The organism is Leucobacter insecticola (genome assembly GCF_011382965.1).
Classification (GTDB): domain Bacteria; phylum Actinomycetota; class Actinomycetes; order Actinomycetales; family Microbacteriaceae; genus Leucobacter; species Leucobacter insecticola.
Genome location: NZ_CP049934.1, coordinates 2682221 through 2708142, shown reverse-complemented (window position 1 = coordinate 2708142; position 25922 = coordinate 2682221). Strand labels below are relative to the sequence as shown.

Genomic DNA, 25922 nt, shown 5'->3' with positions numbered 1-25922 from the left:
TACGCCTCCTGCCGGGTGGGTGAGGGAACTCGCCCACCCGGCGGATCTCGTTCACTCCACGGTAGAGAATAGAAACGCGATTGATTCTGCACTTTCCTGTGCAGAATGACGAGAGGTCAACAATGTTCGAACAGGTTGAGGGATTGCTCGTTGAGCATGCGAAGTTGCAGGAAGAACTCGCCGATCCCGCGCTGCACGCCGATCCCGCACGGGCGAAGAAGGTGAACCGCCGATACGCTGAGCTCAGCAAGATCAAGGCGGCCTACGAGCAGTGGCAGCAGCACGGCGATGACCTCGAAGCGGCGCGTGAGCTCGCGAAGGAAGACGACGCCTTCGCTGAAGAGATTCCCGAGCTTGAGAAGGGTCTTGCGGAAGCCCAGGAGAAGGTGCGGAGGCTCCTGATCCCGCGCGATCCCGACGACGCCCGCGACGTGATTCTCGAAATCAAGGGCGGTGAGGGCGGCGCAGAATCGGCGCTGTTCGGCGCCGATCTGCTGCGTATGTACATGTACTACGCGGAGTCCAAGGGCTGGAAGACCGAGATGCTCGAGAAAGACGAGAGCGACCTCGGCGGCTACAAGAACGTGCAGATTGCGATCAAGTCAAACGCCACGGATCCCTCGCAGGGTGTCTGGGCGCACCTGAAGTACGAGGGCGGCGTGCACCGCGTGCAGCGCGTGCCCGTGACCGAGTCGCAGGGCCGCATCCACACCTCCACCACCGGCGTGCTTGTCTACCCCGAGGTCGATGAGCCCGGCGAGGTTGAGATCAATCAGAACGACCTCAAGATCGACGTGTACCGCTCGAGTGGCCCCGGCGGACAGTCGGTCAACACCACCGACTCTGCGGTGCGCATCACCCACCTTCCCACCGGGATCGTGGTCGCGATGCAGAACGAGAAGAGCCAGCTGCAAAACCGCGAGGCCGGTATGCGCGTGCTGCGCGCCCGACTCCTTGCCCGCATGCAGGAGGAAGCGGCCGCCGAGGCGAGCGCGCACCGATCCAGTCAGATTCGCACGATGGATCGCTCCGAGCGGATTCGCACCTATAACTTCCCGGAGAACCGCATCGCGGATCACCGCACCGGTTTCAAGGCGTACAACCTTGACGCGGTAATGGACGGCGCCCTCGGCCCGGTCATTGAGTCCTGCATTCAGTTTGATGAAGAAGCGCGCCTCGCTGACCTCGGCTCCTAAACACCCCGCGCCGAGACACCACCGGACGAGAAGCTAGTATCTCGACGAGAAGCCACCCTACCGACGCACGCAGAGTGGTTTCTCGTCGGCAGAGTGCTTTCTCGTCGAGTTTGGATCAACTACCCTCCCGTTTCTGAGCCGGGCCGCTAGCATAGGCCTATGCGATCGATGAGACCTTTCCTTCCTTGGGTGGTCTGGGGAGTCGCGGCGCTCGCGTACGCGATCGCGATTATCAACCGTTCGTCACTGGCTGCGCTTGGGCCTGCGGCTCAGGATCACTTCGGGATCGACGCGACCACCCTTGCCGCGTTCCCGGTGATCCAGCTCGTCGTGTATGCGGTGCTGCAGATCCCCGTAGGGGTGCTGCTTGATCGTTTCGGTTCGACGGTGCTGATCCTCGCCGGCGGGATCCTCATGACCATCGGTCAAGTAGCGATGGCGACTGTTGCGGACGTGTGGCTCGCGATCCTTGCGCGAGTGCTGGTTGGTGCGGGTGACGCGTGCATGTTTATCAGTGTGATGCGGCTGCTTCCCGAGTGGTTTGCGGTGAGACAGCTGCCGACGGTGAGTCAGCTTACCGGGCTGATCGGCCAGGCCGGGCAGCTGGTTTCGGTTGTGCCGCTGGCCCTGGTCGTGTCAAATCTCGGATGGATGGCGGGCTTCAGTGGTATTTCCGCTACGGTGTTCCTGGTCTCGTTGCTCGCGTTTTTTGTGGTGCGGGATCGGCCCGGGATGGGGACCGGCTTTGAGCGCGTGACCGGGCGGCTCGGTTCGCTCAGCCGGAATGCTCGCTCGCTTGCGACCGCTCCGCTGACCGGTGCGGTGGTGGTTTCGCCCCCAGCGACCGAAATGATTGAGACGCAGCAGGCCGACGGCAAACGGACGCTGAGGTTCTGGGGCAAGGCGCGTCGTCTGCTCAGCTTGCCGGGGGTGCGGCTGGCGTATTGGGTTCACTTCACATCACCGTTTGCGGCCACCGTGTTTCTGCTGCTGTGGGGGCTGCCGTTCTTGACGGGTGGTGTTGGGCTGAGCCCGTCGACCGCTCGGGGACTGTTGACGCTCACGGTGCTGTCTTCGATGTTCGCGGGTCTTGTGCTTGGGCCGCTGAGCTCACGATTTGTTGAGCGCCGCGTGTGGATCAATGTGTGGATCACCCTCGGCATCGTGGTGACGTGGGTCGCGATTCTGTTGTGGCCGGGGCCGCCGCCGATGTGGCTGATCGTGGTGTTGTTGGTCGTGATGCCCCTTGGCGGACCGGCCTCAATGATTTCGTTTGAGGTGTCGCGTTCACACACCCCGCGCAGCTTTATCGGCTTCGGTACCGGCCTCGTGAATACGGCCGGGTTCACCTCTGCGCTGTTGACGATCCTGCTGATTGGCTTGGTGCTCGATTTGCAGGGCGCGGGATCCCCAGACAACTATTCACTCGGAGCATTCAAACTGGCGTTCGCGGTACAGATCCCGTTCTGGGCGCTGGGTCTCACCATGATCTTTATTGAACAGCGCCGCACGAGGCGATGGATGCAGAAGCACGGCCGCAGGCTGCGGTAACTCCCTGTCCGTATTGCCCGCCGGTCCCAAAGCTCATGTGTCACGGATATGTACTTCAGTGCCGGGAAATACACATCCGTGACACATGAACGGGGCGGGGGACGGGGCCTGGAAGATCAGATCATGTAGAAGTCGGCTGCGTCGGGCATCTCAGCGGGGGCACCGCGGCGTGGTCGCCCCTGCGCCGGGATCCCGGTCAGCGTGGTCCAGGGCGGTGCGGAGTGCACAACCACCGCGTTTGAGCCGACAGCACAATCATGACCGAGTTCGATGTTGCCGAGGAGCTTTGCCCCCGCGCCGATGACGACCCGGTCGCCGATAGTGGGGTGGCGCTTACCGCCATCGTGACCGGTGCCGCCGAGGGTGACGCCGTGGTAGATCAGCACGTCGTCACCGACCACCGCCGTCTCACCGATCACCACGCCCATGCCGTGGTCGATGAACAAACGCCTGCCAATCGTCGCCCCCGGGTGGATCTCGATGCCGGTGAAGAATCTCGTCAATTGCGAGAGGGCGCGAGGGAGAAACCTCATCCCGCGCGCCCACAGGGCATGTGAGACGCGATGCCACCACACCGCGTGGAGACCCGAATAAACGAAGAATATCTCGGCTGCCCCGCGCGCGGCGGGGTCGCCCGCGCGGGCCGCCTGGATGTCTTCGCGGACGCGAGAAAAGAGTGACACGAGACTACACCGCGAGATCCTCGTAGAGCACTGTCGAGAAGTATCGCTCGCCGAAGTCGGGCACCACGACAACGATCTTCTTGCCCGCGTTTTCGGGGCGTTGAGCAAGCTGCGTGGCGGCCCACACGGCGGATCCCCCGAGATCCCGGCGAGGATACCTTCGTCGGTGCCGAGCGCGCGTGCCTTCGCGATCGAGTCTGCGAGCGTGACATCGATGACCTCGTCGTACACGTCGCGGTTCAGAATGTCGGGTACGAAGTTCGCGCCGAGACCCTGGATCTTGTGTGGCCCGGCCTTGCCCTCGGTGAGGAGCGGTGAGTCGATCGGCTCGACGGCGATGACCTGAATGTTTGGGTTCTGTTCCTTCAGATAGCCGCCCGCGCCGGTGATGGTGCCACCCGTGCCGATGCCCGCGACGAAGATATCGACGGTGCCGTCGGTGTCGTTCCAGATCTCTGGCCCGGTGGTGGCGCGGTGGATCGCGGGGTTCGCCGGGTTGCCAAACTGCCTTGCGAGCACGGCCCCGGGGGTGTTCGCGGCGATCTCTTCAGCCTTTGCGACCGCACCTTTCATGCCGAGTGGCCCTCGGTGAGCACGATCTCTGCGCCGTAGGCGACGAGCATCTTGCGGCGCTCAATACTCATGGTCTCTGGCATGGTCAGGATCACGCGGTACCCGCGTGCCGCGCCCACCATAGCGAGCGCGATACCGGTGTTGCCGCTTGTGCCCTCGACGATAATGCCGCCGGGCTGTAGCTCGCCGGATTTCTCTGCCGCGTCGATGATGGCGATCCCGATGCGGTCTTTGACGCTGCCGGCGGGGTTGTAGAACTCAAGCTTCGCGTAGACCTCGGCGCCCGCGCCCTCGGTGACGCGGTTGAGGCGCACCAGTGGGGTGTTGCCGAAAGCCTGCGTGATATTTTCGTATGTTCGTGCCATGTGTGTGCCTCCTGAAGCGTCAGAACCCAATTGTTCAACTATAGCGTGAGCTTATCTGAGGATTTCCTTTACCTTATGTTTATGACGGCAGGTGACGCCGCTTGGTGCGGCAGGTATGGCAGAGTGGAGCCGTGACAAGGGACCTACATGAAATGCTCGGCGAGATCCGTGCGACGCTTGAAGACGCTGGGATCGAGGATCCGACAGTGGACGCCGAACTGATCGTCGGGCACGTCCTCAAAGAGTCCCGGGGCCGCGTGCAGGCGCTCGCGATCATGGGCACCCAGCTTCGTGACGAGCAACATGATGCGATCGAGGATCTCGTGGGGGAGCGATCCAGGCGAGTGCCGCTGCAGCACCTCACTGGCCGCGCGCCCTTCCGTAACCTCGAGCTCGCAGTGGGGCCCGGGGTGTTTGTGCCGCGCCCAGAGACCGAGTCGGTCGCCCAGTATGCGATCGACGCACTGCGGGCGGTGCGGGATCCCGAGCCGCTGGCCCTCGACCTCTGCACCGGCAGCGGCGCCCTCGCCCTCGCGCTTGCGACCGAGGTGCCATCCGCGCGGGTGTGGGCCGTCGAGAAGAGCCGCGAAGCGCACGCCTGGGCAGAGAGAAACGTTGCCGAGTACGGTGACGGCAGGGTGGAGCTGCTGCTCGGCGATCTCGCTGAATTGGAGGCTCAGGATCCCGACGCCAGTCCCGCAACCCCGCTCGGGCGGGCATTAACCCCGTTTACGGGTCGCGTACACGTGCTCGTGTCAAACCCCCCGTATGTACCCGCTGACATGGTGCCACGGGATCCCGAGGTGCGTGATCATGACCCCGAGATGGCGCTGTACGGAGGCAGCGATGGACTCGACATCGTGCGCGTGATCAGCCGGGTGGCCCGCGGGCTGGTGGCGCCCGGTGGCGCGCTCGTGCTCGAACACGCGGAGACGCAGGGGCGCGCGATCCGGGATCTACTCACCGCGGATGGATGGCGTTCGGCCGCAACTCATCCCGACCTCACGGGCCGGGACCGCACGACTACCGCGGTGAACGGTGATCGTCTCTAAGGGTCCGTGCTCTAAACTTTCAAGTTATGGCCGAGGTGTTTGATTGCTCCGATAGTTCACAGTTGCTTTCGGGTACCCGGACGGCCCGCCAGGTGCTCGGGCGCGGTGAGCTGCTAGTGCTGCCGACCGACACCGTTTACGGGGTCGCGGCAGACGCTTTCAACCCCGAGGCGGTGCAGAAGCTTCTTGACGCGAAAGGCCGCGGTCGTCAGTCACCGCCCCCGGTGTTGATCCCGAACACGGCGACCCTTGGTGCGCTCGCCGCAGAGCTGACAGCCCCGCTAACCGCACTCGCCGAGGCGTTTTGGCCCGGTGCGCTCACGATCATCACCCGGGCCAACCCGTCGTTGAGTTGGGATCTTGGCGACACCGGCGGCACCGTCGCACTCAGGATCCCGAATCACCCGCTCGCGCTTGAGCTGCTGCGGGAGACAGGACCGCTGGCAGTCTCCTCAGCAAACAAGACCGGCCAGCCCGCGGCGCGCACCGCGGCAGCAGCGAGGGAGATGCTCGGAGATTCCGTCGCTGTCTACCTCGAAGCGGGGGCATCAGGTGACGGTGAGGCTTCCACGATCATTGATGCGACGCAGCTCACCGAAGGGGGCGGCGAACTGCGGATTCTCAGGCAGGGGGCCGTGACCCGTGAGGCGCTCGCCACAACCCTGCCGCAGGTGACGATCAAGGACTAGGCTCACCACTCATGTTCTCGTATCTGGTTGCCTTTGTCGTCGCAGCGACGGTCACGGCGATGGCATCGTACCTCGTACTGAGGGTCAGTCGACGCTTCGGGTTGGCCCCTGCTGTGCGCGCCCGCGACGTGCATAGCACCCCGACCCCGAGGCTGGGCGGCATCGCAATGCTCATCGGCCTGCTTGTCGCCTTCCTGATCGCGGGTACACAACCCGAGTTCGCCACGATCTTCGCCAGCAGTGCGCAGGTGTGGGCGCTGCTGGGTGCCTGTGGAATTGTCGCGGTGGTGGGGATTCTCGATGATCTGCTCGACCTGGACTGGATGATCAAGCTCGCGGCGCAGCTCGCAGCAACCGGACTTCTCGCCTGGAACGGAGTCCAGATCCTGTCCCTGCCCTTCGGCGACACGCTGATCGTTGGTTCCCCGGCGCTGAACTTTGTGCTCACCGTGTTCCTGATGACGCTCGTGATGAACGCGGTGAACTTTGTCGACGGGCTTGATGGGCTTGTCGCCGGGGTGGCGATCATCGCAAACTCGCTCTTCTTCATTTACACGAGACTGCTCGCCGAACAGCAGGGACGGGTTGACTCGGTCACCTTTGCGAGTCTGATTGCGATTATTGTGGTCGGGATCTGCGCCGGTTTCTTACCGTTCAACTGGCATCGGGCGAAGATGTTTATGGGAGACACTGGGGCGCTGCTTGTGGGACTGCTCATGGCGACCTCGACCGTGTCGGTGACGGGGCAACTCAACCCCGCGACTCTCGACCAGAAGCTGGTGCTCGCGGCTTACATCCCGATCATCTTGCCGATCGCTGTACTCGCGTTGCCGCTTGCAGACTTCTCGCTTGCGGTGATTCGGCGGCTGAAGGCCGGAAAGAGCCCGTTTGCTGCGGATCGCCTGCACCTGCACCACCGCCTGCTCTATATGGGCCACTCTCCGCTGCAGGCCGTGCTGATCTTTTACCTCGGCACGGCAGTGCTCTCAGTTGCGGTGTTGCTCGTGTTTACCACGCAGGACTTTCTGTGGCCGGTCATCGTGCTCGTGGTCGGGGGAGCCGCGACGCTCTTAATGCTCCTGTTCCCCGCCGAGCGGGTGCGGGATGCTGCCGCTCAGCGCGGCTTGATAACGTTGAAGAGCAAAACACCTACTAAGCAGCTAGCCGCGGTGCCCACTCAGGGGCCTGCAACCGAAAGGACCCCGAGTGACTACTCCCGCACTGCCCGAACCGAACGATTCGGTGGAGCAGGATCTCGGCCCCATCCAGATGCCGGCATCGCAGCCGATGCTGATGACTGCGCTGCGCTGGGGCATCATCGCGACCGTCGCACTTATCGTGGTATTCGCAGGAATCGGGTGGCTCGTATCTGATACACGCGGGCTTGTCGGAGGCGTCCTCGGCGCCGCGATCGGTGGCATTCTTCTCGGCATCACGGTCGGGAGCATCGCGTTTGCGAACCGCTTTATTGAGAGCCCGTCGTACATTGTCGTGTTCTTCGTGATCGTTTTGGGCTCCTGGATCCTTAAGTTTATTGGGTTTCTCGTCGCTGCCGTGTTGCTGCGGGATCAAAGCTGGCTCGATCCAAAGGTGATGTTCTTCGGGATCATTTCCGCGGTGATCGTCTCGCTAGCTCTGGATGTCCTGGTGATCGCAAAATCGAGAATTCCGACCGTATCTGGAGCAAAATAGATGGGTTTTGGGTTTCGCCTCGGGTGAAATTCTTGTTAGGATAAACGATGTTCCCCGCTGGGCTTGATTCATCTATGCCTGCTTCGTTTTGGGGACACGACCACCGTTCGACACTGTGCTGGCCTGTGCCGCACCAAAGTCAGGAGAATGGCGCTGTTTTCTCAAGCTCTGCACCTCGTGACCCCTGTTCTCTTTTCAGTGGACGAGGGTGAGTTCCACGCGCCGACAATCGGCGAGTTTTTCCCGGACATTGTCTTGTTCGAGGGGACACCGTTTGCGATGAACCGAATCATGATGATTCGGGTTCTCATGATGATTGTGATCCTTGTGCTGATGTGGCTCGGCACCCGCAAGATGAGGGTCATCCCGAAGCGGGGCCAGTCCCTCACCGAGATGGCGCTCGATTTTGTGCGCGTCAACATCGCGGAGGATCTGCTCGGCCAGAAAGACGGTCGTCGTTTCTTGCCGATCCTCACCGCGATCTTCTTCACGATTCTCGCGTTCAACGTGACGGGCATCGTTCCCGGTCTCAATATCGCTGCCTCGTCCGTGATCGGCTTCCCCCTGGTGCTGGCGGCGGTTTCCTACGTCACCTTCATCTACGCGGGGATCAAGAAGAGCCCAGGCAACTTCTTCAAGAATGCGCTCTTCCCGCAGGCGTGCCGAAGGCGATCTACGTCATCGTGACTCCGATTGAGTTCATTTCGACGTTTGTGATTCGCCCGGTGACGCTGACGCTGCGACTCCTCATGAACATGATGGTGGGCCACCTCCTGCTGGTTCTTCTCTTCGCAGCGACCCAGTTCTTCCTGTTCTCGGGAGAAGGATTCTTCAAACTCTTTGGCGTTGGTACGTTCGCGTTCGGTTTCGCGTTCACGCTGTTTGAGATCCTGGTCGCCGTGCTGCAGGCCTACGTCTTCACGCTTCTCACCGCTGTCTACATCCAGCTCGCGCTGGCTGAAGAGCACTAACTCGCAACAACTACAGGGTTCGGCAACCGCCGCGCTCACATACGGAAGGAAACACATAACGTGTCTGTTCTCGCTGAAATCTCGGGCAACATTGCAACCGTCGGTTACGGTCTCGCCGCCATCGGCCCCGCCATTGGTGTGGGTATCGTCGTTGGCAAGACGATCGAGGGCGTCGCTCGTCAGCCCGAGCTCGCTGGCCGCCTCCAGGTCCTGATGTGGATCGGTATCGCCTTCACCGAGGCACTCGCCTTTATCGCAATCGCGACGCCGTTCATCTTCTAGCCTTCATCCACCTTTCCACAGTCTCGAAAGGGAGGCTTGATGATTAACGCAGTCTTTGTTGCTGCTGAAGCGTCGGATCGTAATCCGTTGCTGCCAGCGGACTATGACATCGTGTGGTCTGCCGTCATCTTCGCCGTTATCCTCGTCGCCTTCTGGAAGGTTTTCCTTCCGAAGATGCAGGTGATGCTTGATGCGCGCGCAGAGGCTATCGAGGGCAACATCGCCAAGGCAGATGAGGCCCAGGCGAAGGCTGAGGCAGCGCTGCAGGAGTACACCGCGCAGCTTGCAGGAGCCCGCCAGGAAGCCGGCGAGATCCGTGATTCGGCTCGCGCCGACGCAACCAAGATCGTTGCCAAGGCGAAGGAAGACGCGACGGCAGAGCAGGCCCGCATCACCCAGGCCGCTCAGGCGCAGATCGAGGCCGAGCGCCAGAGCGCGGCGGTTTCGCTGCGTAAGGACGTCGGGTCGCTCGCCATTGACCTCGCTTCGGGGGTTGTTGGAGTTTCGCTCGCGGACGATCAGAAGGCTTCGGCCCTCGTTGATCGCTTCCTCGCAGACCTCGAAGCTTCAGAGAAGGCAGCTCAGTAATGGGAAGCGCGTCACGTGAAGCTCTCGCAAAGGCTCGCGGCTCACTGCAGGGGCGGCTCAGCAAGACCGCTGGCAGCGAATTGCTCGAGGCCGCAGATCGGATTGCCAAGGCACCCGCTCTCGGCGCGGCGCTTGGCGATGCCTCGGCGCTGACCGAGAGCAAAACCGGTCTGGTCGAGCGCCTGTTTGGAGCGCTCTCCGCCGGTGCACGTGGTGTGCTTCTTGCTGCGGTTGCCGAGCGCTGGTCGAACGCCGATGAGTTCGTGGCCGGCGTTGAAGAGCTGGGCCTGCGTGCCGAGGCTCTCGCCTACGCCGAACTTCCGCAGGAGCTCCTCGCCGTCGCCGACCTGGTTGATCGCAGCCACGAGCTACAGCTCAGCCTCGGTAGCAAGCTCATCGAGGCAGAGGGCAAGGTCAGCCTGGTGCAGCGTCTGCTCGAGGGCAAGGTTTCTGCTTCCGCTATCTCGGTGGTGAGCCATCTCGCAGCCAACCCCCGCGGCCGCCGCCTCGACGCGGCACTGCGAGAGGCTGCTCGCGTCGCTGCGGATCAGGGCGGCTTCGAGCTCGCGACGGTCACCGTCGCGGCCCCGCTGTCCGCGGATCAGCAGGATCGCCTCGCGAAACTGCTGCAGCGCTCGGTCGGCCGTCAGGTGCTGGTCACGACCGTGATCGATCCCGAACTGCTCGGCGGCGTCCGCATCCAGCTTGCTGACGATGTCATCGACGGTAGTGTCCGGGCTCGCCTGGAAGATCTCCGGCAGAAGCTCGCGGCTTAGGCTTTTACTTCAATTCCCGGCGGCCCAGCTTCCGGAACAGACAGAGGAAACGAAATGGCAGAACTCTCAATCAGCCCGGACGAGATCCGTGACGCGCTGAAAGACTTCGCAGCGTCATATGAGCCGGCCCAGGCTGACAAGACCGAGGTCGGCACCGTCATCGACGCTGCTGACGGCATTGCACACGTTGCGGGTCTTCCCGGCGTGATGGCTAACGAGCTCGTCCGCTTTGCAGACGGCACGCTTGGTCTTGCACAGAACCTTGACGAAGACGAAATTGGCGTGGTCGTGCTCGGTGAATTCACCGACGTCGCAGAGGGCCAGCCGGTCACCCGCACCGGTGAGGTGCTCTCGGTGCCCGTGGGCGAGGGCTACCTCGGCCGCGTGGTGGACCCGCTCGGCAAGCCCATCGACGGCCTCGGCGAGATCGCCAACCTCGAGGGCCGTCGTGCACTCGAACTGCAGGCGCCCGGCGTGATGCAGCGTAAGTCGGTGCACGAGCCGATGCAGACCGGTATCAAGGCGATCGACGCCATGATCCCCGTCGGCCGTGGTCAGCGTCAGCTGATCATTGGCGACCGCCAGACCGGCAAGACCGCGATTGCGATCGACACGATCATCAACCAGAAGGCGAACTGGGAATCCGGTGACGTCAACAAGCAGGTTCGCTGCATCTACGTTGCGATCGGGCAGAAGGGCTCGACCATCGCCTCGGTGAAGGGCGCACTCGAAGACGCTGGTGCAATGGAGTACACCACGATCGTGGCCTCTCCCGCATCCGATCCCGCAGGCTTTAAGTACCTCGCCCCCTACACCGGCTCGGCGATTGGCCAGCACTGGATGTACGCGGGCAAGCACGTCCTCATCATTTTTGATGATCTCTCCAAGCAGGCAGAGGCCTACCGTGCGGTATCGCTGCTGCTGCGCCGTCCGCCGGGCCGCGAGGCATACCCCGGCGACGTCTTCTACCTCCACTCGCGTCTGCTGGAGCGTTGTGCAAAGCTCTCCGACGAGCTGGGCGCAGGCTCGATGACCGGTCTTCCGATCATCGAGACCAAGGCCAACGACGTGTCTGCATACATTCCGACCAACGTGATCTCGATCACCGACGGCCAGATCTTCCTGCAGTCCGACCTCTTCAACGCAAACCAGCGTCCCGCTGTTGACGTCGGCATCTCGGTGTCGCGTGTGGGCGGCGACGCACAGGTGAAGTCGATCAAGAAGGTCTCGGGCACCTTGAAGCTCGAGCTCGCGCAGTACCGCTCGCTCGAAGCCTTCGCGATGTTCGCGTCCGACCTCGACGCGACCAGCCGGAAGCAGCTGGAGCGCGGTGCACGTCTGACCGAGCTGCTGAAGCAGCCGCAGTACACGCCGTACCCGGTTGAAGAGCAGACCGTGTCCATCTGGGCCGGCACCAAGGGCTTCATGGATGACGTGCCAGTGGAGGACATCCTCCGCTTCGAGCGCGAGTTCCTCGACTACCTTGGCCGCAACTCAGAAGCGTTGAACACGCTGCGCACCACCAACGTGCTCGACGACGACACCGTCGCTGAGCTCGAGGCGCAGATCGCGAAGTTCAAGAGCGAGTTCCGCACCTCGTCCGGGCAGAGCCTGGCAGAGCAGTTCGATGCCATCGACGAGGCCGAGATCAAGCAGGAGCAGCTGGTCGTTTCGAAGAAGTAGGGATCCGCGCTTGGGGGCATCCGCCCCCAAGCGATCCTGAACCTTTGATCACCAGCCAGCCCCGACCGAAACAGGAGAGACATGGGAGCGCAACTTCGGGTCTACCGGCAGAAGATTCGTTCTGCCCAGACGACCAAGAAGATCACCCGTGCGATGGAGCTGATCGCGGCATCTCGCATTCAAAAAGCGAAGGCCCGCGTTGAAGCTTCGACACCGTACGCGACCGCGATCACTCGCGCCGTCTCGGCCGTCGCAACGCACTCGAAGATCGACAACCCGCTGCTCGTTGAGGCCGAAAAGGTCGAACGTGCCGCGGTCGTGATCCTGACCTCTGATCGCGGACTCGCGGGTGCCTTTAACTCGCAGGTGCTGCGCGAGGCCGAAGAGCTGAGCGAGCTGCTGCGAGAAGAGGGCAAAGAGGTCATCTACTACCTCGTCGGACGTAAGGCGCAGGGGTACTTCTCGTTCCGTCGCCGCGCGTCTGAGCGTGTGTGGACCGGAGACACCGAGAACCCCGGCTTTGAGACCGGCAAAGAGGTCGCCGACGCGCTGCTTGAGGTGTTCGCGCGCCCAGCTGCAGAGGGTGGTGCTCAGGAGATCCACTTGGTCTACAACCGCCTCATCAGCATGGTCAGCCAGGTGCCGCAGGTTTTCCGCTTGCTGCCGCTGCAGATCGTTGAGGGTGTCGCGCCCGCAGACGAAGGCCCCACGCCGCTCTACGAGTTTGAGCCCGATGCCGATACCGTGCTGGACCGGTTGTTGCCGGCCTACATCGAGTCGCGCATTTTCAATGCCATGCTCGAGTCGGCGGCCGCGAAGCACGCTGCGACGCAGAAGGCGATGAAGTCCGCGAGCGACAACGCAGACACGTTGATCCGCGACTACACCCGCCTCGCAAACAACGCGCGCCAGGCAGAGATCACCCAGCAGATTTCCGAGATTGTGGGCGGCGCTGACGCGCTGTCCGGTTAACAGCAACGAAGAGAGAGAATCATGACCGAAACCGCCGCAGTGGCGACAGAGGCCGTCAAGGTTGTCGGGCGGATCGCTCGAGTAACCGGGCCCGTCGTTGATATTGAGTTCCCGCACGATGCGATTCCCGCCGTGTACAACAAGCTCGAGACCGAGATCAGCTTGGGCGAGGGCCAGGAAGCCTTCACCCTCGTGCTCGAGGTTGCCCAGCACCTCGGTGACAACCTGGTGCGTGCGATCGCGCTGAAGCCGACCGATGGTCTGGTCCGTGGGCAGGAAGTCGTCGATACCGGCGGCCCCATCACCGTGCCCGTGGGCGACATCACCAAGGGAAAGGTGTTCGACGTTGCCGGCAACGTGCTGAACCTGCCCGACGGTGAGAAGATCGAGGTCTCGGAGCGCTGGAGCATCCACCGCACCCCGCCCGCCTTCGACCAGCTCGAGTCGAAGACGCAGCTCTTCGAAACCGGCATCAAGGTCATTGACCTCCTGACCCCCTACGTGCAGGGCGGCAAGATCGGCCTCTTCGGTGGCGCCGGTGTTGGCAAGACCGTGCTGATCCAGGAGATGATCCAGCGTGTTGCGCAGGATCACGGCGGTGTGTCCGTGTTCGCCGGTGTTGGTGAGCGTACCCGTGAGGGCAACGACCTGATCCACGAGATGGAAGAAGCGGGCGTCTTCGACAAGACCGCCCTTGTCTTCGGCCAGATGGATGAGCCGCCGGGGACGCGTCTGCGCGTCGCACTGTCGGCGCTGACCATGGCGGAGTACTTCCGCGATGTGCAGAAGCAGGACGTGCTGCTCTTTATCGACAACATCTTCCGCTTCACGCAGGCCGGTTCCGAGGTCTCGACGCTGCTCGGCCGTATGCCCTCCGCTGTGGGCTACCAGCCGAACCTCGCCGACGAGATGGGCATCCTCCAGGAGCGCATCACCTCGACCCGCGGTCACTCGATCACCTCGCTGCAGGCGATCTACGTCCCCGCGGACGACTACACCGACCCCGCTCCGGCAACGACGTTCGCGCACCTCGACGCGACCACCGAGCTGTCGCGTGAGATCGCGTCGAAGGGTCTGTACCCGGCCGTGGATCCGCTGACCTCGACCTCGCGTATTCTTGACCCGCGTTACTTGGGTGAGGATCACTACCGCGTCGCGACCACGGTTAAGCAGATCCTGCAGAAGAACAAGGAACTCCAGGAGATCATCGCGATCCTCGGTGTTGACGAGCTCTCTGAAGAAGACAAGATCACCGTGGCACGCGCACGTCGCATCCAGCAGTTCCTGTCGCAGAACACCTACATGGCGAAGAAGTTCACCGGTGTTGAAGGTTCGACAGTGCCGCTGAAGGACACGATCGAGTCGTTCGACGCGATCGCCAAGGGCGAGTTCGACCACGTGGCTGAGCAGGCGTTCTTCAACGTCGGTGGCATCAGCGACGTTGAAGAGAACTGGGCGAAGATGCAGAAGGATCTGGGCTAACCATGGCCGGACTCAATGTAAGCGTCGTTTCGGCGGAGCAGCGTGTCTGGGAGGGATCTGCCTCCCAGGTCATCGCTCGCACCGTCGACGGCGAGATCGGTATCCTGCGCGGGCACCAGCCCATGCTCGCGATCCTCGCCGAGGGTGAGATTCGCGTGACGACTGATGGCGGCGAGAAGATCACCGTGGATGCGGCCGGAGGGTTCCTTTCCGTCGACCACGACAACGTGACCATCGTTGCGGGTACGGCTTCTATTGCTGCTGCCGCCTAAATCGCTGAAGTAGTGGCGAAGGCCGTGCGTTCTTCGGAGCGTGCGGCCTTTGTCATCCCCGCACACAACCGCCACACCTCCAGGAGAACCATGCACATCTTGCTCCCTCCCTCCGAGACGAAGCGTGTGGGGGGAACCGGGATCCTGAACTCGGCGTCGCTGCGTGATGCTGACATACTGCACTCGGCCCGGGCCGCCGTGCGCACCGCCCTCGAATCACTCAGTGCGGATCCTGAGGCCGCGGCCAAAGCGCTGGGGCTTGGGGTCAAGAATCGTGCCGAACTTGAATACAATCATCGCCTCGGCGACAGTGGTGTGCTGCCTGCGGGGGAGCGCTACACGGGGGTGCTCTACGACACGCTCGACGTGGAGTCGCTGGATCCTGCAGCACGAGCTTGGTTTGACGACCACGTCTCAGTGCAATCGGCGCTCTTCGGGCTCATCAGCGTGGCAGATGAGATCCCGGCCTACCGCCTCTCTGCGGGTTCGCGCCTCCCCGCGCTCGCGGGCAGTACCAAGGCGGTGTGGCAGGCCGCGCACGCAAATATTGACTGGGCAGGGTTTGGTTGGATCCTGGATCTGCGTTCCAAGGACTACGCGAGGCTTGCGCCACTGCCCGAGGGTGCTGGAAGCTCGTTGCATGTCGCGCAGCGCAGCGCCGCAGGCGAGGTGCGCGCGCTCAACCACTTCAACAAAGCTGCAAAGGGCGATCTCGTCCGCAGGCTCGCGCTGTCGCAGGCACAGATTGGCTGCGAAGAGGAATTGATTGAGTGGGCGAGCGGAGAACAGATCGAGCTTTCACGTGGTGGAGAACACCATCAACTGACGCTGGTTACGGAGCTTGGGGCACCGAGTCTGAGCGCGCGTGGCAATCAAGCGGCGCTGGCGCGGTAGGATACTCGGGTGCCTATGCGGAGTGAGCGATGACCGCGCGCGGGGAAAATGCCGTGCGACGTCGGCTTCGCTACCGCGAAAACTGCGAATTGGAGATTGAGCTCTCCTGGTTTGCGCTGACCGACGTTGGTCGGCGACGCGAGACCAATCAAGACAGCTACTTGACGGTGCCGCCGGTGTTCGCTGTCGCAGATGGCATGGGAGGGCACTCCGCGGGCGAGATTGCCTCTGCCGCCGTTGTTCGCCGTCTGGCTGAGCTTGGAGGCAGCAACTCGGTGTCTGAGGGTGACATCGACGGCGTGCTGAGCGATGCGGTAGACGACATCGAGCTTGATGCGGGTGAGACGGAACTCGGCGCCGGGACAACTGTCACTGGAGTCATCATTGGCACTGATGCTGAAGAACCGACCTGGAAAGTCTTCAACATCGGTGATTCCCGGGTCTACCAGTACTTCAAGGGTGCCCTGAGTCAGATCACCGTCGATCACTCGGTGGTGCAACACCTGATCGACACAGGTGCGATCACAGCGGAAGAGGCGGAGGTGCATCCGCACGCCAACGTGATCACCCGCGCCGTCGGCTTCAATGAGGCGCCGGTGCCCGATTACACCTCGCTTGCGTTGATCCCGGGACAGCGGATTCTGATCTGTTCAGACGGCCTCACCAAGGAGCTCACCGATATCGGGATCCAGCACTTCCTTGCGACAGAGCGCACCGCTGAGCAGGCGGCACGTAAGCTCGTGCAGCAGGCGCTCGATAACGCCGGGCGCGACAACGTCACCGTCGTAGTGATCGACGTTCACGCTGTGGGGGACGTGATCGACACCGGCAGTGTCGAGGCTGCCGGGCTGACCGCTGAGGACTACGCCACGTAGCACCTGACTTGATCCCGCTCGATCCTTCTCACACGATACTGATTCCACGTAGAACACCGATTCCACGTAGAACACCTCGAATCGGTCAAGACGGGGTGTTCTAGGTCGAATCGGTGTCCTTGGGGCACCGAGCTAGCCCAGGGCCTCGGCGAATGACTCGTCGAGTACCGAGAGTACATCTTCGATCAGCGCGTCGCTCATCTTCAGTGAGGGAAGGAACCGGATCGCTTGGTTGTAGGCGCCGGAGCTGAGAAGTAGCACGCCACGCTTGGCTGCCTCGTCGATCACGCGCCCCACGATCTCCGGCGCGGGCTCGAGCGTTCCTGGCTTCACGATCTCGATCGCGAGCATCGCGCCCTTTCCGCGTACCTCGGCAATCACGTTGTACTTCTCCTGCAGTTCACGCAGGCCTGCGCCAAAGGTTGCCTCGATGCGCTTCGCCTCGGCGAGCAGGCCGCGCTGTTTGATCTGTTCGAAGACCGCGACGGCCGCGGCGCACGATACTGGGTTGCCACCGAAGGTGCCCCCGAGGCCTCCCGGCTGAGACTTTGCCATGATCTCGGCGCGACCGGTGATGCCAGCCAGGGGGAGACCGCCAGCAATGCCCTTCGCGGAGAGCACGATATCCGGCACGACTCCGAACTGTTCGATCGAGAACATCGTGCCGGTGCGCGCCATCCCAGCCTGCACCTCATCGGCGATGAACACGATGCCGTTCGCTCGGCACCATTCGGCCAGCGCCGGGAGGTAGCCGTCAGCGGGAACGATGAACCCTCCCTCGCCCTGGATGGGTTCGACAACGAGACAGGCGAGATCCTCCGCCCCGGCAACCTTTTCAAGGTAGTTGATGGTTCGCTTGGCAGCCTCGGCGCCGCTCAGTCCGTCATGCAGCGGGTAGGAATTGGGTGCTTTGTAAACATCGCTCGCGCGCGGACCGTAGCCGAGCGCGTAGGGTGCAGCCTTGAAATTCATGGTCGAGGTGAGCATGGTGCGTCCGTGATAGGCGTGCTCGAGCACGGCGACACCGGGGCGGCCCGTGTACTTGCGTGCGATCTTGACGCCGTTCTCTACGGCTTCGGCGCCTGAATTCATGAGGAGTGTCGTGTAGCCTTCGCCGCCCGCAATGGCCTGCGCCAGATGCTCCGCGACCTGCACATAGGGTTCGTAGGGGGTCATGGTGAAGAGCGTGTGTGTGACCTTGCCGAGCTGTTCGCGCGCTGCCTGGATCACGGCGTCGTCGGTGTGGCCGATCGTCGTGACGCCGATCCCGCCGCAGACATCAATAATGTGGTTGCCGTCGACATCGACGACGATCGAGTCGTGTGCGCGATCAATGTAGACGGGGAGCACGCTGTGCACGCCCGGCGGCACGACGGCCTTGCGGCGCTCATGTAGTTCGCGAGAGCGGGGACCGGGGATCTCGGTGACCAGGCGTCGCTCCTGTGCGATCGCTTGCTCGCTCGTGGTGGACGGTGCTGCAGGGCTCAAGGTCACTTCAGTCATACGCTCGATCCTACTCCGCGCGGCCGTGTCGCGGGGTGATCGGGTGGCGCTCTTTTACCTCGGCCTATATGCTTATGATTATCGTTCTCAATAGAGAGGCGAGTTCGGCTTCGTCGAGCCGACCAACACTGAAAGGTACATCTGCATGCTCACCAAGACTCGCGCTCGAGGCGGTGCCCTCATTGGGGTGCTCGCGCTGATGGGCGGGCTGGGGATCCCTACCGCTGCATCCGCGGTGGAGGCTCCCCTCGTCATCGAAGACCCCGTTCGCCTCGAATCAGGCCACATCGACGCCTTCAATCTCATCCTGAACGAAGATGACACTCCGCGGCTCGTACTCAAGGAAGACGTCACCGGAACCCATGTACTGCGCACGCCGGAGTCTGTGGAACTCGCGGTGAAGAGCCAGTCCTTCAGCACAGGCTTCCCCGCGGCCGCGGTCCCGCCGGGAGCGCCCACAAGTTTCTATCATCTGCCCCTCACGCAGGATTGGAACCTCATTTGGCCAGGCTGGGATACGCAGGGAGTGCAGTCCGCGTTTCCTGGCGCGGACACAAAGATCAGCGTTGCCGTAGACGGGCCCGGGCAGGTGTACCTGTGGACCCAAGGCCTCTGGGGTGCTCCGGCATCGCTTCTCGTCGACGGTGGCTACTCCCTGCCCGGTACGATCGACCAGCCCTTCCCGGCACACACACATGCCAACTGGGCGTTCACCGAACCAGGAACATATAAACTGAGCGCTCAGGCCACCGTGAAAAGCGGCGACGGAGCGAAAACAGCGGTCACGAATTCGGCAAGCTACACCTTTGTAGTGTCGCCGATACCGACCGCTGTGACGGTTACCGGCGCAGACGCCGTGGTGGCCGCTGGGGATAACGTGACGTTGTCTGCAGCACAGATCCCCGCGGAATCGAGCTTCAATGAGTATGCGTGGTCGACGCGCAACTCGGACACGGATGCCTGGCAGGCCGTGGCGGGCGCGAACAGCGCGACACTGACGGTCGCCGCGGCCGAGGGAGCGCAGTATCGGGTCGCTGTGTCGGGTGGGCAAGATTTCGCTTCGGGATCGGCGAAGCCCCTGGTGGTTGAATCGGAGCCTGTGAAGATCCAGGTCGCCGCCCCGTCCGTGCAGACAATCGCGATTGGCAAGCTTGCCCACCACTACCACAGCAACTCGCCCATCAATCTCTCAGTGACCGGCGACCCGGCCGTGGAGAACGGCACTTACCGCTGGTTCCTGCAGCGCAGCGACCAGGCTGCGCCGGTGCAGATCGAGGGGGCGACAGGCGCGAGCCACCGTCTGACAGCGGAACAGGCGCTGGACGGTGCACAGGTCACCGCTGAGTTGATCGGCGAGGGAGCCACTGTGCTGGCGACCGCGAGTGCAGTGAAGATATCGGTGAACGACCACGGTGCGGCCCCGCTACAAAAGGTGAGCGTGAGTGGGATCGCCGACCACTACCACAGCGGCGACACGGTACAGCTCTCGGCGAGCGTGACCCCCGCCTCGGTGCTGAACCGCTATGAGTGGTACGTGCAGAAGCAGGGCGAGGCTGCCCCGATCCTCGTCGATGGCGCGAACGACGCCAGCTATTCCTTCGCCGCGAGCGAGGAACTGAACGGTGCCGCTGTGATCGCGAAGCTGAGCTACGATGACGGGCGCCCCTACGTGGAATCTGCGCCGGTCGTAGTGAAACTTGACGACCACCACGGCGGCGAGGTACCCGAGACGGATCTGACGATCAAGACGAACCGGGCCGCTGACGACTACTGGGTCGGCCAGGGCGCGACCCTGACGGCCGAGCAGTCCACCCCGACCGGGCTGAGCGAATACCAGTGGTGGGTGAAGCTGCCTGGCGCGGACTCCTTTGCCGCGGTCGACGGACAAACTGCCGCCACCTACAAATTCAAGCCGAGCCTTGCCAACAGTGGGATCCAGGTCAAGGTGCAGTTGCTGCACAACGGCAAAGTGCACGCCGAATCCAAGCCCGTGACGATCACCGCCAAGCAACGCGAGATCGCCACGGTGCTGAACGTGACCACCGACAAGCACAGCTATGTGCCCGGCGACGTCGCGAAGCTGACATCCACGCAAACACCGCAAACGGATCACGATCACTACCACTGGTATATCAAGCGGGCAGGTGCAACCGACTTTGTCTGGGTCGACCAGTCGCGCGACAAGGATCTCGCATACCCGGTGACCGCGGAAGACGCGGGTGCACAGCTCGTGCTGCGTCTCTTTGACGAGACTCACGCCGTACTCGCAGAGTCGGCACCCGTCACCCTTTCCGTGACGACAAGCGGCGAGAATCCGGTCCCGGAGACAACGTTGACTGTCGAAGGACTCGCTGCGGGCTACTACGCTGGCGACACGGCGAAATTGACCGCGGTGCAGAACCCTGTCACGGGCGAGGATCACTACCACTGGTTCATCAAGCGGGCGGGCGACGCGGATTACTCCGTGATCTCCGGGGCGCGAGGGGCGGAGCTGAAGCACGAGGTGAAAACCGGCGATGCTGGTGCGCTGATCGTGGCAAAGCTCTACGGACACGGACACAAGGTCATCGCAGAGTCGCAGCCGGTCGCACTCACGGTGCTGCCTGGATCCGCAAAGCCGAGCAAAGCACCGCAGGCGCAGAGCGAATCCGCGCTGGATCACACGCAGGCCGGTGGGATCTCCCTATCGACGAAGGCTCCTGTGCAGGGGCAGGTCGTCTCCGTGCAACTCGGCAAGGGGAACGAACGCGCAGGTGAGTGGATCGCCGCGTGGATGTTCTCAGAGCCAAAGCTGCTCGGCAACGATTGGGTGCAGGTTGCGGCGGATGGCAGCATCGCGGTTACGATTCCAGCCGACCTCCCTGTCGGAGCACACCGCCTCGCCGTGTTTGATGCGGCTGGGCAGGTCATCGGCTGGGAACAGTTGCAGGTCAGCGCTGCTGGAACAGGCGGCGGCACGACGCCGGGCGCCAAGCCCGGCGATGTGAAGCCTGGCGCGGTGAAGCCCGGCGGCACAGCGGGGGACAAGGCCGGAGCGGCCGGCTCAGGTCTCGCAAAGACCGGTAGCGAGCTCCCCATCGGGATCGGCTTTGCTTCAGGTCTGCTGCTCCTCGCGGGTACTGGCACGGTGCTGCTGCAGCGCCGCCGTAACACAACACCGATCGACTAACACCCGGGGTGTGGGTGGGGCAGTTGTTTCCTGCCCCACTCACACCTCCTCGTACCTATTTCTCAATTTGAAAGAAGTGTTGTGCGTATTCGGTCCCTGAAACTGGCGGCCCTGGCGGCCGCCTCCGCCGCGCTCCTTGCCGGGTGCGTGGCGGCCTCACCGGCCCAGTCGGCGCAGCACATGCAGCCGGCGGCGCAGCGATCCGCCGCCGACCCGATCCAAGTGGTCACCACCACCGGTATTCTCGCGGACCTCGCCCGCAACGTCGCCGGTGATCGAGCAGAAGTCACCCCACTCGTTCCCCAGGGGGCGATCCCCACAGTTACGAGCCCACGCTGCGCGATGTCCGCGACATTGTCTACGCCGATGTTGCGTTTACGAACTACCTTATGTTCGAAGAACAGAGCCTGATTAAGGCGATCGACACGAATCTGCCCGATGGCATCCCCAACGTTGCGCTCGCGGAAGAAGCGGTGAAATACGCGGCGGAACTCATTCCACTCGTCGAAGACGCCTCTCTCGACACGGTTTGGCTGGGATTGCGCGTGAAGGGCGACGGCGCGGCGCTCGGAGCAAACCGCACCTCAACCGTTCTTCTTTCTGCAACCGCGGCCTCGGGCCCCGGCGATCTCGTCGCGTATCTCACGGGGAGCTTCGGTGACGTCGATGTGTACTTTGAATCCGCAAACGGTTTTGATGCGACCAACGGATACCGCGACGACACAGTCAGCTTGCCTCCGGACGCGCACACACACCTCAGTTGGGCCTTCACAAAACCCGGCATCTACACCCTGGATCTTGAGGCGAAACTGCAGACCGATGCCACGCAGAAGCCGATCCCGATCGCCTCAGATCGGGTCACCTTTGCGGTCGGTGTCAACCCGCACACCGTTCCGGGGAAAGAGACCGCGACGGTTTTGGATTCTGGTCACTCAGACCTGACAGTAGATCTGGCCACTCGTAGCTTCGAGGTGCTACTCGACCATGAACACGGCTCGGGAGACGTGCATCAGGAGTTCTTTCCGATCGCCGACGTCATTGTGGAGGTGCCGAACAAGGCGCTCCACGAAATCCCGGGCGACCCCGCCTATCGCTTCCTCGGGCGGGCGGGGAGCCGATCTATCAGCTACCGCAGGCGGTGCTTGGCAAGCACGTGCACGGGGAAATCGATCCGCACCTGTGGCAAAACGTGCGCAACGCGATGGCCTACGTTGAGATCATCCGCGACACCCTCAGCGAGGTCGATCCTGCGGGCACTGCCGAGTACTCGCGCAATGCCGCAGCCTACCTGACCGAGCTCGCGGATCTTGACCTTGAGGTGCGCGACACCGTTGCGCAGATACCGCGCCAGGATCGCACCCTCGTGACGACCCACGATGCCTTCGGATACTTCGCGCAGGCCTACGACCTCAGCGTGTCGGGGTTTGTGACGCCGAATCCGGCGGTGGAGCCCTCGCTCGCGGAACGAAAACGCCTCACAGAGACGATCCGCAATTTGCAGGTGCCGGCAGTGTTCCTGGAACCCAACCTGGCCTCCCGTTCGTCAACCCTTACGGAGGTCGCGAAGGAGCAGGGGATCAGCGTCTGCCCGATCTACGGCGATGCATTCGACGAAGACGCCACCACCTACATCGACATGATGCGCTTCAACGCGCAGTCCGTGCGCGACTGCCTGACCGCGCCCAGAAAAGGAACACCATGAACAGAGTGAAGCCGACACGATTCACACCACTGAGATCGCTGGTGCGCGCTGCGGCGCTGGCTTCAGCGATCGCGCTGGCCGGGCTCTTCCTCGCAGCCCCGGCTAGTGCCTTCGCGGAACCAGGAGACGGCCTCGACCAGATCCTCGATCCGAATCAGGCGCAGGGCAGCGGGCAGGTCGTGTTGGATCGCGGACACGTTGACTTCGGGCCGACGCTGAACACCGGCGAGTGGATCATTCAGATTCACGACGACACGGCCTCGCCGTCGTATTGGCGGAACCTTGAAGACGTCGTGTTGAAAGTCAGTGATGCGGCCATGCTCCAGGTCCCGGATGCGCCAGCCTACGCATTCCTCGGTCAGGCTCCCGGCTCCGAAGTTTGGGTGGTGCCGCAAGCCCAGAAGCCCGACGTGGTGTGGGCAGGCTGGAATACGCAGGAGCCCAACGTGCTTGGCTCCCTGAAACTTGGCACCACGCTGACCGTTCTGGGGTGGAGGGACCGGGCGACGTAGTGGTCTACCTGCAGAGCGGCAACTTCGGCGATCCTGAACCCCTGTGGTCTTCGCTCGAGTCCTTTCCGCAGCAGTCCTGGATCGAGGTCAACACGCACACCCACGCGAACTGGGTGTTCAGCGCACCCGGGATCTACCTCGTCGACATTCAGTTCGACGCGGAGCTCAACACAGGGGAGGCCGTGACCGCCCAGGGCACACTCCGCTTCGCAGTTGGAGATGCGACGGACCCGGCTCCCGCGTTCACGATGACCTCGCAGCCGCACGACACGAGCGCGCAAGACGGCGATACGGCCAAGGCTCAGGACGGCTCGATCGCAGAGCCCGAGGCGGGCGCAAATACGCTCGCCATCGTGGTGTGGTGTGTCGTCGGAGTGATCGCTCTCGCGCTGATCGCTGCGGTGATCATCGCGATGGCGGCGTCGAGACGAGCGAAGGCGCGCGCGTTCGCCGCACGCGAGCCGCAGACTGACCTCCCAAACCCCATAGAGAAAGCAGATACGGTATGAGCCGCGCACTGACCGTGACCGACCTGACCGTGCACTTGGGAGGTAGACGGGTGCTGCACAACGTCAATCTTGCGCTCGACGTCGGCGAGTTTGCGGGGCTGATCGGGCCGAACGGAGCGGGTAAGACGACGCTGCTGCGGTCCGTGCTCGGGCTCATCCGCACCGAATCTGGTCGCGTCGATGTTGCGGGGCGAAGCGGCACCCAGGCGCGCTCACGGATCGGCTATGTACCGCAAAGGCACGAGTTTGCGTGGGATTTCCCGATCACCGTGGAAGACGCCGTAATGACGGGGCGCGTGCGCCGAATCGGGTGGCTTCGGCGACCCGGTGTGGCAGATTTTGACGCTGTTGCTGAGGCGCTTGAGCGCGTGCATATGGCCCATCTGCGGTCCAGGCCCGTGGGAGAACTCTCCGGCGGGCAACGACAGCGGGTGCTCGTCGCCCGGGCCCTCGCGCTGCGCCCGACACTGTTGCTGCTGGACGAGCCGTTTACCGGGCTGGATATGCCCACCCAAGAGCTTCTGATCGAGCTGTTTCGGGAACTCGCACACGAAGACAAGGCGGTACTGATGACCACACACGATCTTGTCGGCGCGATCCACGAGTGCTCTCGCCTGTGCCTGATCAACCGCACGATCATTGCAGACGGGTCACCCGTGGAGCTCAACGATCCCGAAACCTGGATGCGCACCTTCAGCATCAAGGCCACGAATCCGCTGCTCACGACGCTGGGGTAGCCGCCTGATGCTGACACCCATCGACTTTATTCACGACCTCCTCAACCCCGACCTCGCGTTCCTCCCAAAAGCGCTGATCATTGCAGTGATGTCGAGCATTGTGTGCGGGGTGATCGGCAACTATGTGGTGCTGCGCGGTATGGCGTTCATCGGAGACGCGGTTGCGCACGCGGTGTTCCCCGGTCTCGCGGTCGCGTTCGTGATCCAGGGCAATCTCGTGCTCGGCGGGGCCGTCGCGGGCGTGCTCACCGCGATCCTCGTCGCGATCTTCTCGCAGAATCGGCGCATCAAAGAAGACTCGATCATCGGGGTGTTCTTTGTTGGCGCCTTCGCGCTCGGGATCGTGGTGATCTCGCTCGCGCCGGGGTATGCCGGATCGCTGCAGCAGTTTCTCTTCGGTTCGATCACCGGGATCCCCGACGAAGATATCTACACGGTCGCGATCACCGGCATCCTGCTGATGCTCACCGTGTTCCTGTTTCACAAGGAGTTCGTCGCGGTCACCCTCGACCGTGAGATGGCCCGTTCCACAGGGTGCCGGTGTTTGCCCTCGACCTGCTGCTCTACGTGATGGTCGCGGTCGCGATCGTGATCTCGATCCAGACGATCGGTAACATTCTTGTGCTCGCGCTGCTGATCACCCCGGCGGCTGCCGCGCGGCTGCTCACTGACCGGCTGGTGCTGATGATGGTGCTCGCGCCCGTGATTGGGGGAGTTCGGCGCTCGTCGGGCTGTATGCGTCGTGGAGCTTTGATCTGCCAGTCGGCGGCATGATCGTGCTCGTCGCAACCGCCGTCTTCATGCTGGCCTGGTTCTTCGCGCCCAGGCACGGCCTCGTGGTGAAGGCGCTGCGGAAGAAAGCGCGGGCAGTTGAAGGGGAAGGAGAGCCGGCGTCGGGATCGGAATCCGCCGATATTGACATTCGCGAACTTCAGAAAGAGGTGGTGGTGTGAAACCGCTACGGGGTGCGCATATTCGAAGCGCGAGGGTGTTGGCCGCAGGGCTTAGCGCGGCGCTTCTGACGGGGATGCTCTTTCCCTCCGTCGCGGTGGCCACCGACGAGGTGTTGTCAGTTGACACGGCGGAGGTAGTGGCGGTGCCCGGCGCTGGGGCGGACGCGGAGGATTGGGAGATCCCCGGAGAGGATCGAGAACCCCGGTAGAGAATCCTGTCGAGGATCCGGCGGAGGATCCG

24 protein-coding genes and 4 pseudogenes are annotated in these 25922 nt (G+C 62.9%); 25 read left to right on the top strand and 3 right to left on the bottom strand.

Translation table 11 applies throughout. From position 1 onward, the window contains the following. Positions 1–122: 122 nt before the first annotated feature. Both prfA and G7067_RS12705 read left to right on the top strand, forming a co-directional pair. Positions 123–1196, top strand: a complete 1074-nt coding sequence (prfA, locus tag G7067_RS12710; RefSeq protein ID WP_166325045.1) for a peptide chain release factor 1 — start codon at positions 123–125, stop codon at positions 1194–1196. Positions 1197–1355: 159 nt separating this feature from the next. Next, complete coding sequence (locus tag G7067_RS12705; protein WP_166325042.1) at positions 1356–2747, top strand: MFS transporter; 1392 nt, start codon at positions 1356–1358, stop codon at positions 2745–2747. A 116-nt stretch (positions 2748–2863) separates the two neighbouring features. Here G7067_RS12705 and cysE read toward each other — a convergent pair whose 3' ends face one another. Then, on the bottom strand, positions 2864–3430 hold the full coding sequence (cysE, locus tag G7067_RS12700; protein WP_166325039.1) for a serine O-acetyltransferase: 567 nt from the start codon (positions 3428–3430) through the stop codon (positions 2864–2866). A gap of 4 nt (positions 3431–3434) precedes the next feature. Continuing rightward, positions 3435–4368, bottom strand: a pseudogene (cysK, locus tag G7067_RS12695) (cysteine synthase A). Positions 4369–4520: 152 nt separating this feature from the next. Here cysK and prmC point away from each other — a divergent pair. The 14 genes and pseudogenes from prmC to G7067_RS12625 all read left to right on the top strand — a co-directional run bounded on the left by prmC (position 4521) and on the right by G7067_RS12625 (position 16596). After that, positions 4521–5420: a peptide chain release factor N(5)-glutamine methyltransferase gene (prmC, locus tag G7067_RS12690; RefSeq protein ID WP_166326192.1), complete on the top strand. Its 900-nt coding sequence runs from the start codon at positions 4521–4523 to the stop codon at positions 5418–5420. A gap of 26 nt (positions 5421–5446) precedes the next feature. Further along, on the top strand, positions 5447–6109 hold the full coding sequence (locus G7067_RS12685; RefSeq protein WP_166325035.1) for an L-threonylcarbamoyladenylate synthase: 663 nt from the start codon (positions 5447–5449) through the stop codon (positions 6107–6109). An 11-nt stretch (positions 6110–6120) separates the two neighbouring features. Next, positions 6121–7482 (top strand): glycosyltransferase family 4 protein, encoded by a 1362-nt coding sequence (locus G7067_RS12680; RefSeq protein WP_166325032.1) that lies wholly within the window; start codon positions 6121–6123, stop codon positions 7480–7482. Then, positions 7403–7801 carry a Cg1360 family ATP-synthase-associated protein gene (locus G7067_RS12675; protein WP_244301119.1) on the top strand — a complete coding sequence of 133 codons (399 nt, stop codon included), beginning with the start codon at positions 7403–7405 and terminating at the stop codon, positions 7799–7801. The genes G7067_RS12680 and G7067_RS12675 overlap by 80 nt, the downstream gene beginning before the upstream one ends. A gap of 147 nt (positions 7802–7948) precedes the next feature. After that, positions 7949–8772 (top strand): annotated as a pseudogene (atpB, locus tag G7067_RS12670) (F0F1 ATP synthase subunit A). A 60-nt stretch (positions 8773–8832) separates the two neighbouring features. Next, positions 8833–9054 carry an ATP synthase F0 subunit C gene (atpE, locus tag G7067_RS12665; RefSeq protein WP_166325026.1) on the top strand — a complete coding sequence of 74 codons (222 nt, stop codon included), beginning with the start codon at positions 8833–8835 and terminating at the stop codon, positions 9052–9054. A gap of 39 nt (positions 9055–9093) precedes the next feature. Continuing rightward, positions 9094–9642 (top strand): F0F1 ATP synthase subunit B, encoded by a 549-nt coding sequence (locus G7067_RS12660; protein WP_166325023.1) that lies wholly within the window; start codon positions 9094–9096, stop codon positions 9640–9642. After that, positions 9642–10418: a F0F1 ATP synthase subunit delta gene (locus tag G7067_RS12655; RefSeq protein WP_166325020.1), complete on the top strand. Its 777-nt coding sequence runs from the start codon at positions 9642–9644 to the stop codon at positions 10416–10418. The genes G7067_RS12660 and G7067_RS12655 overlap by 1 nt, the downstream gene beginning before the upstream one ends. A gap of 54 nt (positions 10419–10472) precedes the next feature. Next, positions 10473–12101, top strand: a complete 1629-nt coding sequence (atpA, locus tag G7067_RS12650; RefSeq protein WP_166325017.1) for a F0F1 ATP synthase subunit alpha — start codon at positions 10473–10475, stop codon at positions 12099–12101. 81 nt (positions 12102–12182) lie between these two features. Continuing rightward, on the top strand, positions 12183–13073 hold the full coding sequence (locus G7067_RS12645) for a F0F1 ATP synthase subunit gamma (RefSeq protein WP_166325014.1): 891 nt from the start codon (positions 12183–12185) through the stop codon (positions 13071–13073). A gap of 21 nt (positions 13074–13094) precedes the next feature. After that, positions 13095–14555, top strand: coding sequence for a F0F1 ATP synthase subunit beta (atpD, locus tag G7067_RS12640; RefSeq protein WP_166325011.1), 1461 nt, complete (start codon positions 13095–13097; stop codon positions 14553–14555). A gap of 2 nt (positions 14556–14557) precedes the next feature. Then, complete coding sequence (locus G7067_RS12635) at positions 14558–14827, top strand: F0F1 ATP synthase subunit epsilon (protein WP_166325008.1); 270 nt, start codon at positions 14558–14560, stop codon at positions 14825–14827. Positions 14828–14917: 90 nt separating this feature from the next. Then, on the top strand, positions 14918–15721 hold the full coding sequence (locus tag G7067_RS12630; protein WP_166325005.1) for a YaaA family protein: 804 nt from the start codon (positions 14918–14920) through the stop codon (positions 15719–15721). 29 nt (positions 15722–15750) lie between these two features. Further along, positions 15751–16596 carry a PP2C family protein-serine/threonine phosphatase gene (locus G7067_RS12625; RefSeq protein WP_166325002.1) on the top strand — a complete coding sequence of 282 codons (846 nt, stop codon included), beginning with the start codon at positions 15751–15753 and terminating at the stop codon, positions 16594–16596. A 132-nt stretch (positions 16597–16728) separates the two neighbouring features. On the opposite strand, the gene G7067_RS12620 is transcribed toward G7067_RS12625, so the two are convergent. Then, complete coding sequence (locus G7067_RS12620; protein ID WP_166324999.1) at positions 16729–18099, bottom strand: aminotransferase class III-fold pyridoxal phosphate-dependent enzyme; 1371 nt, start codon at positions 18097–18099, stop codon at positions 16729–16731. 145 nt (positions 18100–18244) lie between these two features. Between G7067_RS12620 and G7067_RS12615 the strand changes: the two genes are divergently transcribed. From G7067_RS12615 to G7067_RS12585, 9 genes and pseudogenes are all read left to right on the top strand, one after another. Next, positions 18245–21268 carry a choice-of-anchor M domain-containing protein gene (locus tag G7067_RS12615; protein WP_166324996.1) on the top strand — a complete coding sequence of 1008 codons (3024 nt, stop codon included), beginning with the start codon at positions 18245–18247 and terminating at the stop codon, positions 21266–21268. 180 nt (positions 21269–21448) lie between these two features. Then, positions 21449–22560 (top strand): annotated as a pseudogene (locus G7067_RS14500) (anchored repeat ABC transporter, substrate-binding protein). Continuing rightward, positions 22470–22970 (top strand): metal ABC transporter solute-binding protein, Zn/Mn family, encoded by a 501-nt coding sequence (locus G7067_RS14495; protein ID WP_244301118.1) that lies wholly within the window; start codon positions 22470–22472, stop codon positions 22968–22970. The pseudogene G7067_RS14500 and the gene G7067_RS14495 overlap by 91 nt, the downstream one beginning before the upstream one ends. Beyond that, positions 22967–23482, top strand: coding sequence for a choice-of-anchor M domain-containing protein (locus G7067_RS14730; RefSeq protein ID WP_166324993.1), 516 nt, complete (start codon positions 22967–22969; stop codon positions 23480–23482). The genes G7067_RS14495 and G7067_RS14730 overlap by 4 nt, the downstream gene beginning before the upstream one ends. Then, complete coding sequence (locus G7067_RS14725; RefSeq protein WP_166324990.1) at positions 23461–23991, top strand: choice-of-anchor M domain-containing protein; 531 nt, start codon at positions 23461–23463, stop codon at positions 23989–23991. The genes G7067_RS14730 and G7067_RS14725 overlap by 22 nt, the downstream gene beginning before the upstream one ends. After that, the gene (locus tag G7067_RS12595) at positions 23988–24728 is read left to right on the top strand and encodes an anchored repeat-type ABC transporter ATP-binding subunit (protein WP_166324987.1); all 741 of its coding nucleotides are present in this window, start codon (positions 23988–23990) and stop codon (positions 24726–24728) included. Before G7067_RS14725 ends, G7067_RS12595 begins: the two co-directional genes overlap by 4 nt. A 7-nt stretch (positions 24729–24735) precedes the next feature. Then, positions 24736–25486: pseudogene (locus tag G7067_RS12590) on the top strand (anchored repeat-type ABC transporter permease subunit); the annotation flags it as partial. Between the two features lie 12 nt (positions 25487–25498). Next, positions 25499–25681: a hypothetical protein gene (locus tag G7067_RS15295; RefSeq protein WP_425280720.1), complete on the top strand. Its 183-nt coding sequence runs from the start codon at positions 25499–25501 to the stop codon at positions 25679–25681. Beyond that, positions 25678–25890: a hypothetical protein gene (locus G7067_RS12585; RefSeq protein ID WP_166324984.1), complete on the top strand. Its 213-nt coding sequence runs from the start codon at positions 25678–25680 to the stop codon at positions 25888–25890. Before G7067_RS15295 ends, G7067_RS12585 begins: the two co-directional genes overlap by 4 nt. Positions 25891–25922 lie beyond the last annotated feature (32 nt).